We start from the raw sequence: 11,507 nt of genomic DNA, 5'->3' as shown, positions 1-11,507 counted from the left end.
TGCGAGGCACTTCTGAGAGACTCTCGGCATGGATCTCACGCCCGATCAGGCAGCACTTGCGGTAGAGCGTCATGACTGCCCGAACTGTGACGCGCCCGCCGGCAGCGCCTGCCGCACCCGCGGCGGGAAGACCGCCGCGAAGTACCACACGCCCCGCTTCGTCCTCGTCCCCGCACTTCGCGAGGAATTGGAGATCCTCGTCCCCGTCGACCGCCACCCGGGCCGCGCGTGGAAGCAGGGCCCGGCGCTCGCCGTCGTGCCCGCGCCCCGCACCGAGCGCCCGGTCCGCATCGGGTACGCGAGGACGTCGACCGCCCGGCAGGAGCTGGCAAGTCAGCTCGATGCCCTCCACCGTGCGGAGTGCCACAAGGTCTTCAAGGAGCAGATCAGCACCCGCGTCAAGGTCCGGCCCGAGCTGGAGAAGGCGCTCGCCCTGGCCCACCAGTTCAAGGAGGCCGCCCCGGAGACGTCCGTCATCCTCACCGTGCACGAGCTCAAGCGCCTCGCACGCAACGCGGCCGAGCTGATGACGCTGTCCGCCGAGCTCCAGGCCGGCGGCATCCAGCTCGAACTTCTCACCGGCCCGCTCACCGGCATCTACGACCCCAACGGCATGGGCGCCATGTTCTTCGCCGTCCTCGCCGTGGCCGGGCAGATCGAGCGCAACTACATCCGGGAGAAGACCCTCGAAGGCCAGGTCATCGCCGCGTCCAAGGGCAACCACGGCGGACGCCCCAAGGTCATCGACGACGACATGCTCACCTTCGCCGTCGCGCTCAAGGACAAAGGCGTCCCCGTCCCCGACATCGCCAAGAAGCTCACCATCAAGGTCGGGAAGAACGCGGGCAAGTCCCCGTCGGTCGCCTCGCTCTACCGGGCCCTGGCGGAAGCCGAGGCCGCCGCGGCGGACGACGGCCTGCCCCTGCGGCCGAAGCCCGTACGCATCCGCCAGCCCGAAGAGCCGCTCACCGCCGAGGAGATCGAGCTACGCGAACGGCTCCAGGCCCAGCCCCACCCGAACGCCGAGCTGCGATAGACCTGCTCCCACCTGCACCGAGCCCATGATCACCGGCTTAGCGTTAACCGCTGTACCGCTGTTCCCCGAGGCCGTGCCTGATCCGCAGTTCAGCACGCCGCGAGTGCTGGGCGTGGACGACTTCGCGATCCGTCGCGGCCAGACCTACTCCACCGTGTTGACCTGCGTGGGAGCCCATCGCGTGGTCGATGTGCTTCCGACGCGTGAAGCCGGGCCGCTGGCCGCGTGGTTGATCCGTCACCCAGGCGTCGAGATCATCTGCCGGGACCGGGCCGGCTCATACACCGAGGGCGCCCGGCGCGGTGCCCCCGATGCCTTACAGGTCGCTGACCGGTTCCATCTGTGGCAGGGCCTCGGCCGGGCCGTGGAGACCTGCGTCGCCGCCCACCGCGACTACCTGCGCAGCCCGTCGCCCAGGGGGGACACTGCTGGAGTCGATCAGCCCAGAGTCCAGTCGGCCGCAGGACGACTGCGAACCCATCGGCCGACGGGCCGAGCACAAGAAGGCCGCACACGCACTGGTCCACGAGATGCTCACTCAAGGCCACTCACGCCGGGCGATCGCCCGGCACTTGGGCTGGGGCCTCAACACCGTGCTCCGGTACGCGACCGCCGCCCGCTGGCAGGACACCATCCGCGAGAACACTCCCCGGCGCAGCAGACTGGACCCCTACAAGCCCTACCTGGAACGACGATTCGCCGCAGGATGCACCAGCGTCACCCACCTCCACCGTGAACTCCTCGCCGACAACGCCCCCGTCACCTACCAGATGGTCCGCGCCCACATCGCCACCCTGCGCACAGCTCCGGCCAGCCCACCGCCCCGACCGCCGACGGTGCGGCAGGTAACCGGCTGGCTCACCCGTCACCCCACGGCACTGGACGAGGAAGACCGCGCCAATCTGAAGGAGGTCCTGGTCCGCTGTCCCGAACTGGACACAGCCGCCGGGCACATCCGCGACTTCGGCGAGATACTCAGCAACCGCCTCGGCGCCACGCTCCCCGCCTGGATCGAGGCCGTCGATGCCAGCCAGCTGCCCGGCCTCACCGGCTTCGCACACCACTTACTCCGAGACCTCGACGCTGTAACAACCGGACTCACGCTGGAGTGGAGCTCCGGCAGCATCGAGGGCGCCGTGAACCGCATCAAGAAGATCAAAAGGCAGCTCTACGGCCGAGCCGGATTCGAACTGTTGCGCAAGATGACCTTGCTTCAGTAACTCCCCGCAACCGTCACCCAAGACCTGCACCAGGATCGAGTTTCAGCACCACATGGAGGCTGGAACCTGTCACTGATCCCGGTCGGTGAACGAGGTTGCCGGGCGGTATCTCAACCGAGCATGGCCAGTGCTGCGATGCCGGTTAGATAGGGGGCCGGGATGACGAGCATCCCAAGTAGCCACGGCCGGATCCGACGCCCATAGGCCGCGGGAAAGAGCACATCAACGGCGACGATCAGCAACAGACCAAGCCCGCCGAAAATAACAACGCCGGCCCTGGCCCACCCCGCCCCTTCGATGATGTCGACACTGCCGCAGTGGGTCTGCCCGAACCCTGAGTTGTCGAACGTGCAAGCGCGGTACTCAGTCAGCAGCAACCATGCCGAGTGCAAGGGCACCATGGCGGGCAACCCGATGATGAAGTTCACCCACACCGGCGCCAGTTGCCTCCACCACGACGGGCCCTCAGACCTCGACGTGTCGTTGCTCTCTAACGCAGTCTGCCCTATGCCCCCATGGCCGCAGGGTATCTGATCGGGGAAACCTGGTCCTCCGATCGGTCTACGAGCCGTGCGGACTGAACTCGTCCCGCCGGATCCACGGCAGGTGCCAGGAACCCCACCAAGAAGATCAAGAGACAGCCCTACGGGCCAGCCGGATGCGAACTACTCCCGCAGTATAAACCTGCTTAGTGACGCTCCGCCACGGCTCCCCAAGATCTGTGCCAGAACCCGCTGCTGCTCGATAAAGCGACCGCCTGGAAGGCGCAGGGGAACGCCGTTCCGCCCGCTGTCAGCGCCACCGCTTCGCTCCCTTGCGCGCCGAGACCCGCCCTGTGGTCTGAGCAAGCGCTTAGACGGTACCGCTCGGCCTAGCAGCGGGAGCGGGTGTGCCGCCGCTGCCTGAGTATCGGGTCATGGTCACTCGCCGCACCACGCTCCATGTCGCGCTCGCCGTGATGGCGGGACTGGTGCTGCTCGTGGGAGCAGTGGGGATCATCCGCACTGTCACCACCGGGGACAGCGGCGCCCCGGAGCGCGCCCCGGGGGACGAGACGTCCAGCCCCGGCGAGCGTGTTCCAGGGGATGAGACGTCCAGCCCCGGCGAGCAGCGGCCACAGCCTCCCGTCGTGCGGATCTCCGGGGTGTCACTGGACGGTGCCGTGGAAGCGGACCCGGACAGCGGGGAGGGCGTGCTCTGCGGCACGCTGACGAACAGCTTCGACCATGCCGTGACGCTCCTCGGGATCGCGGCGGAGGACGGCCAGCGAGTCGGTCGCTGCCTCAGTGCGCAGGTCCCCGGCTGCGCACCGGAGACGGTCCTGGAGCCCGGGGTGGCGTGCTCAGTCGCCCTCCGCGGGGTGCCGGTGGAGGAAGTGCGTCTGAGTACCCGGCTCTCCGTCATCTGTCCCTCCCGGTCCGGAACGCCCTGTGAGCGGATTCCGGCGGACCGGGCGCCCGTCGCCGGGCGACCGGTGACGCTGATCGGGACCGGCCACTGGCCGCGGTCCGATGCGGACTCCGAGGAGCCTGAGAAGTCGGTGGACCCCGTGGAGCCCGAGGAGCACGGAGAGACCGAAGATCCCACCGATCCTGCGGATCCGTCGCCGGGCCTGAGCCCGCCGGGGACGCCCGGCACTACCCCGGCGCCCCCCGGTTCCGACGGGGAAGCCCCGGGCGGCTCCGACCGTGGCCAGGCCAGCCGTCGATGACTGCGTCCCTGCCGGGGCGGTTGCGGGTGGCCGCCACGATCATCGCCCCGGCGACGGCCGTGACCTCGCTGCTGTTCTTCTTCGGCTACGTCGCGACCCGCGCCCGGCTGCGCTACTTCGGGGTCTATCTCGACATGGTCGATCTCTCCGTGCGGGAGACGATGCTCTACGGGGTGGAGGCGATCTATCCGCCGCTCGTGCTTTTCGCCTTCGCCGGGCTCTTGGCCACCGGTCTGCACGCCGGTGCGCGCTGGCTGGTGGCCTCGCCGCGCCGGGACCTGGTTTCCGGCTGGGCCGGGGCGTTCCTAGTCGTGGTCGGCGTGCTGGCGTTCGCCCGAGGTGTCACCGGTTTTCTGCTGCCGACCGTCTCGCGCGGTGAACCACTGGCCGTGACGCCCCTGGGGCTCGGGCTGGGCGTGCTGGGCGTCGGCTACGGGAGCTGGCTGCTGCACACCGTCGGCACCCGGCGCGATGCCCGACTGGCGGCTCCCGCCGTGCTGCAGATCGGTCGGCACGCGGTGGTCTGGGCGCTGCTGATCGCGCTGGCCAGCTCGTTCTGGGTGGTCAATGAATTCGCCGCAGCCTACGGTCGGGGGCGGGCTGAGGACGATGCGGCGCGACTGGCCTTCCGGCCCGAGGTGGTGCTGTACACCCGGGAACCGCTGGCCGAACTCCCCTGTGGGGTGGACCACGCGCCGAGCCGCCCGCCAGGTGGCTCGGAAGGCAGTGAGCCGCGGCACCGCTACACGGGGCTGCGGCTGCTGGTGGAGGCGGGCAATCGTCTCTTCCTGGTCCCGGCTCACTGGGACGAGGCCGAAAGCCGGACCCTGGTCGTCCCGTACGACTCCACCGTCCGCCTGGAGCTCCGCCCACCGCCGGCTACTCCCCCGGCCCCTTGCTGAGGCATGTCGTTGGGAGTTTCGGGCCAGCCAGGGTGCGCTGGAACTGCGTATCGGTCCTTCGGCGGAGAACGCGCCAGCCGCCGGTACGCGCAGCTTCCCCGCGCATACCGAGCGGCATGAGACGGAGCGCGGTACGAGCCCGAGTCGGTCTACTGAGCCGGCGGGCCTTGCGGGCGACGTCCGCAGCCTGGGGTTCGACGACACGGTCCGCAGACTGCTGCACCGGCAGGGGCCGGTTCTCCCGCGTGTACCCGTCCGGTCGAGGAGCCTCCGCCCGGCCGGAGGTCTCCGCTGCGTCCGAGCACGCGGTCAGCCTGGCGTGAACAATCCCCGGCCGGCCCGGGAACGCGGAACGGGCCGGGGAGGTGGGAGTGGGTCAGGAGATGCGCCAGGCGAGGGCGTACGGCTGTGCGAACCGGGTGATGCGGTGGGCGCGGACGACAACCTCGGTCTCCCCGGCAGGGATGTCCTTCCAGCGGACTTGTTCGATGTTGTTGACGCGGTCGAAACCGGAGTCCGTACCCATGTTGCCGTGGCGTTCCCGGCCACCCGCGCGGACGATGAGGTCGAGGTCGTTCTGCAGGGCAGGGCCGGGCGGGTCCGTCCAGACCAGGGTGACCTTCAGGGTGTGACCGGTCCCCTGCGGGACCGTGACGCGGATGGTGCGTTCGTCGCCCTGCTCCATCTCCTTCTCGTCGGCGAAGCCGGCCTGGTTGCCGTTACTCGGGTGGATCACGGAGCGTTCGAGGTTGACGAGGCCGAAGCCGGAGTTGTTGTTCGGGGAGAGGCCCGCCTCGGTGGGGTTGTATTGGCCGGGCAGGTCCTCCGCACCGTTGATCAGCATGGCTTTCACGAGCGCGGCGCTCGGCTTGGGGGTGCCGTTCTTCACCAGGGTCTCGCGGAGAACCGCCACGCAGCCCGCGACCAGCGGGGTGGCCATGCTGGTCCCGCTGAGGAAGGAGAAGGCGGGGCCCGAGGAGCTGCCGAAGAGGTCGTTGGGCGCCGCCGCACGCGAATGTGTCGACAGGATCGAGGTGCCGGGGCCTACGAGGTCGGGCTTGATTCGGCCTTCCTGGGACGGGCCTCGGCTGCTGAAGGCTGCCATTCCCGATGGGTTGCCTGCCTGCCGGTCGTCGCGAATCGGGTTGGCGGGAAAGCTGAGGGAGCTCAGCTGACCATAGGTGAGGGGGATGTCAGGACGTCCTCCCTCGCTGGCGCCGATGGTGATGACGTTCTTGGCCCCCGCCTGCCCGCTGACGGATGCCTGGTTGATGCGGCCGTCGCGGTCCTGGTCGTGGCCGCTGTTGCCCGCTGCGAAGCAGATGACGTATTCCTTGTTGTCCCAGACCATGAGGTCGGCCTCGAACGCGCTGGAGTCGTACGGGAGGCCAGGGGCGACGGGGCCCCACGAGTTGGTGTGAATTCGCGCCCCGTCCTCCAGGAAGGGCGGCTCGAACAAGTCGCGCAGGTCGAACGGGATGCCGCCGAGCCCGCCGTCCTCGTCCAGGAGTGACTGCAGAACCAGACTCGCCTCGGGAGCTGTGCCTGTGACGGCACCGCCCATCGACGCCGACGTCCCGTCGCCGAGGACCGAGCCCGCCACGTGGGTTCCGTGTCCGTGGGGGTCGTCAGCGCGGTCGGGGCCTGTACGTCCCAGGGCGATCAGGCGCTTGACCCGGTCGGTGAAGGCGGGGTGCACGTCTGTCGTCGAGCCGCGATCGAAACCGGTGTCGGCGACGGCCACGACCTGGCCGTCGCCCCGGAAGCTGGTACCGCTGAGGGACACCTTGGCGTGCATCAGGGACCCGGCGAGAGTGTTGTACAGCTGCATCCGGGGGACCTCCTCCACATGCCGTACCTCGTCGAGGGAGGCGAGCGCGGACAGGTCGTTCTCCCGGACCGTCATTCGCACCTTGCGGCGGTCGGGCCGGACACTGCCTGTGCCGACGCGGGCGGCGCCGGCAATCCGCTCCCGCACTGTGTCATCGTCCGCGTCGACGTCCTCGTGGAGGACGACGTCGACCGTGCGGGTTCGGGGACTGGCCGCTTCGAGGGGCTCGGCCAGTACGGCGACCGCCGGCCGCAGTCCCGGCGACCGCAACGACGGGGCGACCTTGAAGCCCTTGAGGTACACATCCGCCCAGGCCACGAAGGGCAGTTCCCGCACGGCCTGCAGGTCCGAGGAGCGGTAGCCGCACAGGTAGGTGCTCTCCGGGACGTACTCGTGGATCACCACGCCGAGCGCCGCCAGCTGTTCCCTCTCCCCGGCAGAGGGCACATGCGTGGTCTGAACGAGCAGGTAGTCGGATGCGGAGGCGTCCTCGGAGACCAGCGATGCGCCGGCCATCTCCGCGGACTGGGCCAAAGGGTCGACGGTCACGCCGTTGATGGTGATACGGGCCATACCGGACTCCCGGGGGTCGCGTGCGGGGTAGGCGACTGCAGTTTGTCGCTATTGAGGGGGAATGCGTCACAAGCGTGGCCGCCATGCGGGCTCGCAGTCGTTCACACTCGAACGGGTGACGCGCTTCCCGCAGGTCACCACCGGGAACACCAGACCCCCAAGTCATCGGTGGCCGCGCGGTGATAGTGGCCGTGACCCCCTCCGCGCCGAGTTCGCGGGCTGCGCGGCAGGCCCGGTAAGGCCCGCGCAGCAGTGCGCGACCAAGCACGAGCGCGGCCCTCTTCATCGGCGAGGTCGGCCGCTCCGATGCGGTGACCAGGCAGGCGGAGGCACCGGAGCGGCCCGTCTCGGGGCGCAGGACGCCTGGCCGCCCGGGGTCACGGAATGGACGCCGGAAGGCACTGCTCCGGCGCAGACGTCGAGCAGGTCGCACGGGGCGTGGAGATCCTTGGCGCGGTGGAGGGGTGCCGTCTGCGACCCATCCGTTTCTCGTCGCGCCTGGCGTGCTGGGGACACGGAAGTAGGGACCGCAAGACATTCCGCAGCCCTTGATGTCCATATTGCACATATTTGACTACATTGAATGTTGTGCCAAGTCCGTGGTCGTTCACCGCAGCGACCACCGCGCCCCTGCGCAGGAGCATCCGGAGGCGTTCGCAGCGAACGGACTGGCCCACCACTGCCAAGCCGGACCCGCCAGCAGACGGTCAGCCGCGACCGAGCCGGGCTACGTGTGCCGCAGGCACCTCCATGTGTGCTGCCTCCTCCGCGAAGGGACTTCCTCTCATGGCCTCCAAGAACAAGAAGAAGACCGCGCCGCCATCGCCGCCCCAGAACCCGGCCACCGCGCAGGACGAGCTCATCGCCTCGCTGCGGCAGTACATCCGCGCCCAGGGCCCGGGTCTGCTGAGGGATCCGAACGTGTCCTCTGTCGGTATCGGCTACAAGATCAAGGATGGTACGCGGGAGAAGGAACTCGCGCTGCAGTTCACGGTCGACTCGAAGGTGGGACCGGAAGCACTGGAGGCGTTGGGCACGGTCCTTCTCCCGGAGTCAGTGACGGTGGACGGCATCGAGGTGCCCACCGACGTCATCGAACGCAGCTACAAGCCGGACTTCCGCGTGGTGGCCGAAGCGGAAAGCCCACAACGCAAGACCCGTCTGGACCCGGTCGTGCCCGGAGCGAGCGTCGGGCACGTGAAGGTTTCGGCGGGCACGATCGGCTGCATCGTCTTCGACCGCGCCGACGGCACCCCCTACGCCCTGAGCAACTGGCATGTACTGCACGGCCCGGAGGGGAAGCTGGGCGAGGATGTTGTCCAGCCCGGGCCGCACGACGACAACCGGATCAACCGCAACCGCCTCGGTGCGCTGAAGCGTTCCCACCTCGGCGTGGCCGGTGACTGCGCGGTGGCGACCATCGTGGACCGCCGCTTCGCCCAGGAGATCTGCGGGCTCGGCGTGGTGCCGGAGGAACTGGGCGAGCCGGAACTCGGGGACAAAGTCGTCAAGAGCGGGCGCACCACCGAGGTCACGCACGGCGTGGTCCGCCGCATCGACACCATCGCCAAAATCGACTACGGCGGCGACGGCGGCGAGGTCCTCGTCGGCTGCTTCGAAATCAGCCCCGACCCTCGCAACCTGCCCGCGGACGGCGAGATCAGCAGCGGTGGCGACTCGGGGGCGGTGTGGCTGTTCAAAGGGAACAACGGCAAACCGAGCAAGATCCTTGCCGGTCTGCACTTCGGCGGGGAGAGCGGCACCAACCCCGATGAGCACGCGCTGGCCTGCCTGCCCGCCTCGGTGTTCGAGAAGCTCGACATCAGCCTGCAGCCGCCCGCCCCGGGCGAGGTCCAGACCATGCCGGGCTACGACCCGCACTTTCTGAGCATGCGGCTCGAAACCCCCCAGCTGGCCGCGGACATCGCGGGCGACGCCGTGCTGCTCAACGGCTCCGCGGTCATCCCCTACACCCACTTCTCCCTGACCCTCAGCACATCTCGACGCTTCCCGTTCTGGGTGGGCTGGAACATCGATGGCGGCTCCCTCAAGAGGCTCAGCCGCTCCGGCATCCCGTTCACCAAAGACCCCCGGCTTCCCGCCAGCGCCCAGGTGGGCAACGAGCTGTACGCAGCCAACCGGCTCGACCGGGGCCACGTCGCGCGGCGCGCTGACCTGCTGTGGGGCAGCCCGCCCGAGGCCAGGCAGGCCAACACCGACTCGTTCTTCTACACCAACATCACCCCACAGATGGACGACTTCAACCAAAGCAGCAAGAGCGGACTGTGGGGGCAGCTGGAGGACGCCGTCTTCGCCGACACCGATGTCGACAACCTCAAGGTCAGCGTCTTCGGCGGACCGGTCTTCCACGACGACGACCGCCGCTTCCGAGACGAGCGGATCCCCCGCGAGTACTGGAAAGTGCTCGCCTTCACCCAGCAGGGCGAACTGAAAGCCAAAGCGTTCCTCCTCACCCAGAACCTCAACCAGATCGAAGCCCTCGAACTCGACGAATTCCGCGTCTTCCAGGTCACCCTCAGCGAGATCGAGGAGCGCACCCGCCTCCGCTTCCCCGACACCCTCCACAAGACAGAAACCCTCCCCACCCCCGAGACCACAGCCGATCGGCAGCCCCTGGAAGACCTCACCGACATCCAGTGGCACTGACAAGCCGGCCGCTCGAGCGTGCCGGGCCTGGAACGGAGTCGGCCGTGGCCAGCTGAAGTGACGAGGCCGCCCGCCGGGCCGAGCACTGCGCGGTGGACACAGCGGCCACCGCCCCTGACACAGCCGCCGACTCAGCGACCGCCGATCATGGCGACGCGCCGAGGGTGTGCCGTGACCGAGTCCTGACGTCAGAGCTCGACATCGACCAGGTGGAGGTCCGTCACACCGCTGATGTTCACCGGCCACGGACACCCCGCTCGCTCGCGGCGTGGTCGAAGGCGTAGGTGTGGCCAGGGCCGGGGCTCCAGTGGCCCGGACAACCGGGCTGCTGTCCAGGGACTCACCCGAGGCGGTCTCGCACAGCATGTGCCAGCCTACGCAGGCGCCGTCCACGCCACCCGGCAGACCTCCGGGCAGCAGGCCCTCCACCCGTCGGTCACCCGGCCCGATCCGTTCTCGACGCAGACGCGGATCTCGCCGCAGCCGAAGCAGCAGGACCCGCCGTCGGTGGCACAGGCGGGCGCGGCGGCCCGCGCCCGCCGCACCTGTCACGCACGACCGTCCAACGCATGTGTCTGACCTGCCGTAAGCAGGGGCTGCCGGGGGTGCCTACACGCCCTTCGTCAAGGCGCCCCTGTCTGGTTGGGGCTGATTCGGCAAGCCTGATGGATCTAGTACTCAGCGGGACTTTGCTGTCTGACCTGCGGGTTCGTCGGGCGGCTGGAGCGCGGCGGGACTTCGATCGTGTGGGGGCGGCCTCACGGAGACCGCCCCTCGATCGTGCGACAATGCCGCAGGTAGTGACAGCGGCGGGCGACTGCGTGGCGTCGGCGGCGCCAGTTCGACCGGCTCAGCGCGTGGTGCAGTCCTCGGTGTCCGCTCAGGTGCGGGGGCCGGGCACGACAAGCTGCCAGGAGTCGCCGAACCTCCGCCACTGTGAGCTCGAGGGCCCCGGCCGTCTCACCTGTTTCGCCCTTTTCCCGGGCCTGGTGTGTCGTGGCGGCCAGGAAGGTGTGCGCGAGCATGGCCGTGGTGACGTGCCGGTACCAGCCCACGTAGCGACGGACTTCGTACTGGTCTAGGCCGCATTCCTTCTTCGCGGCCTAGAAGCACTCTTCGATCGCCCAGCGTGCCCCGGCGACCCGCAGCAGCTCCTGGACGGTGACCCGAAGGGGGGTGTAGGCGAGGTAGCAGGCGATCGTCGGTTTGCGAATGCTCCGCAGGGCCAGTGCCCACCACATCCGGTGAGAGACCTCGCCCTGATAGTCGAATTGGATGACGGTCGACAGCCTCACCGCTGCCCAGTGGCATACGCGGGGCCCTTCGCGCCCGTCGCCGCATGACATCTTCTCCCACGCTCCGCCCGGGGCCTGCGTGAACAGAACCTCGATCGGCGAACAGCCCACGCTGAACACAGACTTGGGGACGGCCAGCACCGTAGCCGACACCCGTCTGTTCCAAAGGCCCGGCCACGGGCGGAGGCGTAGGCGGTGAAGACGCCGATCTGGCGATTCTCGGTCCGGCCGGGCAGAAGCCGATCAGGACCCGGCCCAGTGGCTACCGCTGG

General features: G+C 68.9%; 7 protein-coding genes and 2 pseudogenes. 6 read left to right on the top strand and 3 right to left on the bottom strand.

The window, feature by feature from the left end:
• The first annotated feature begins 28 nt into the window (after positions 1 to 28).
• From ACYVE9_RS00725 to ACYVE9_RS00715, 3 genes and pseudogenes are all read left to right on the top strand, one after another.
• Positions 29 to 1,036, top strand: a complete 1,008-nt coding sequence (locus ACYVE9_RS00725) for a recombinase family protein (protein WP_461025691.1) — start codon at positions 29 to 31, stop codon at positions 1,034 to 1,036.
• Between the two features lie 25 nt (positions 1,037 to 1,061).
• Positions 1,062 to 1,370, top strand: a pseudogene (locus tag ACYVE9_RS00720) (ISL3 family transposase); the annotation flags it as partial.
• Between the two features lie 196 nt (positions 1,371 to 1,566).
• Entirely contained in the window at positions 1,567 to 2,256 is a 690-nt protein-coding gene (locus ACYVE9_RS00715) for a transposase (RefSeq protein ID WP_461025690.1), read from the top strand.
• 110 nt (positions 2,257 to 2,366) lie between these two features.
• On the opposite strand, the gene ACYVE9_RS00710 is transcribed toward ACYVE9_RS00715, so the two are convergent.
• A complete protein-coding gene (locus ACYVE9_RS00710; protein ID WP_461025689.1) occupies positions 2,367 to 2,684 on the bottom strand; it encodes a hypothetical protein in 318 nt (105 codons plus the stop codon).
• Positions 2,685 to 3,172: 488 nt separating this feature from the next.
• Between ACYVE9_RS00710 and ACYVE9_RS00705 the strand changes: the two genes are divergently transcribed.
• Both ACYVE9_RS00705 and ACYVE9_RS00700 read left to right on the top strand, forming a co-directional pair.
• A complete protein-coding gene (locus tag ACYVE9_RS00705) occupies positions 3,173 to 3,967 on the top strand; it encodes a hypothetical protein (protein WP_461025688.1) in 795 nt (264 codons plus the stop codon).
• Positions 3,964 to 4,869, top strand: coding sequence for a hypothetical protein (locus tag ACYVE9_RS00700; protein ID WP_461025687.1), 906 nt, complete (start codon positions 3,964 to 3,966; stop codon positions 4,867 to 4,869). Before ACYVE9_RS00705 ends, ACYVE9_RS00700 begins: the two co-directional genes overlap by 4 nt.
• Positions 4,870 to 5,245: 376 nt before the next feature.
• Here the strand turns inward: ACYVE9_RS00700 and ACYVE9_RS00695 are convergent, their stop codons facing one another.
• On the bottom strand, positions 5,246 to 7,273 hold the full coding sequence (locus ACYVE9_RS00695) for a S8 family serine peptidase (RefSeq protein ID WP_461025686.1): 2,028 nt from the start codon (positions 7,271 to 7,273) through the stop codon (positions 5,246 to 5,248).
• Between the two features lie 786 nt (positions 7,274 to 8,059).
• Here ACYVE9_RS00695 and ACYVE9_RS00690 point away from each other — a divergent pair.
• Positions 8,060 to 9,940: a DNA/RNA non-specific endonuclease gene (locus tag ACYVE9_RS00690; RefSeq protein WP_461025685.1), complete on the top strand. Its 1,881-nt coding sequence runs from the start codon at positions 8,060 to 8,062 to the stop codon at positions 9,938 to 9,940.
• Positions 9,941 to 10,820: 880 nt separating this feature from the next.
• On the opposite strand, the pseudogene ACYVE9_RS00685 reads toward ACYVE9_RS00690, so the two are convergent.
• Positions 10,821 to 11,401: pseudogene (locus tag ACYVE9_RS00685) on the bottom strand (IS701 family transposase); the annotation flags it as partial.
• Between the last annotated feature and the right edge of the window lie 106 nt (positions 11,402 to 11,507).

Source organism: Streptomyces sparsus, assembly GCF_054776295.1.
This window is presented reverse-complemented; position numbering and strand designations above follow the sequence as displayed.

What these genes read in the sequence shown, in the direction of transcription:
- ACYVE9_RS00725 (WP_461025691.1), top strand. Translation starts at nt 29, where the DNA reads ATGGATCTCACGCCCGATCAGGCAGCACTTGCGGTAGAGCGTCATGAC.
- ACYVE9_RS00715 (WP_461025690.1), top strand. Translation starts at nt 1,567, where the DNA reads ATGCTCACTCAAGGCCACTCACGCCGGGCGATCGCCCGGCACTTGGGC.
- ACYVE9_RS00700 (WP_461025687.1), top strand. Translation starts at nt 3,964, where the DNA reads ATGACTGCGTCCCTGCCGGGGCGGTTGCGGGTGGCCGCCACGATCATC.
- ACYVE9_RS00695 (WP_461025686.1), bottom strand. Translation starts at nt 7,273, where the DNA reads ATGGCCCGTATCACCATCAACGGCGTGACCGTCGACCCTTTGGCCCAG.
- ACYVE9_RS00690 (WP_461025685.1), top strand. Translation starts at nt 8,060, where the DNA reads ATGGCCTCCAAGAACAAGAAGAAGACCGCGCCGCCATCGCCGCCCCAG.
- ACYVE9_RS00705 (WP_461025688.1), top strand. Translation starts at nt 3,173, where the DNA reads ATGGTCACTCGCCGCACCACGCTCCATGTCGCGCTCGCCGTGATGGCG.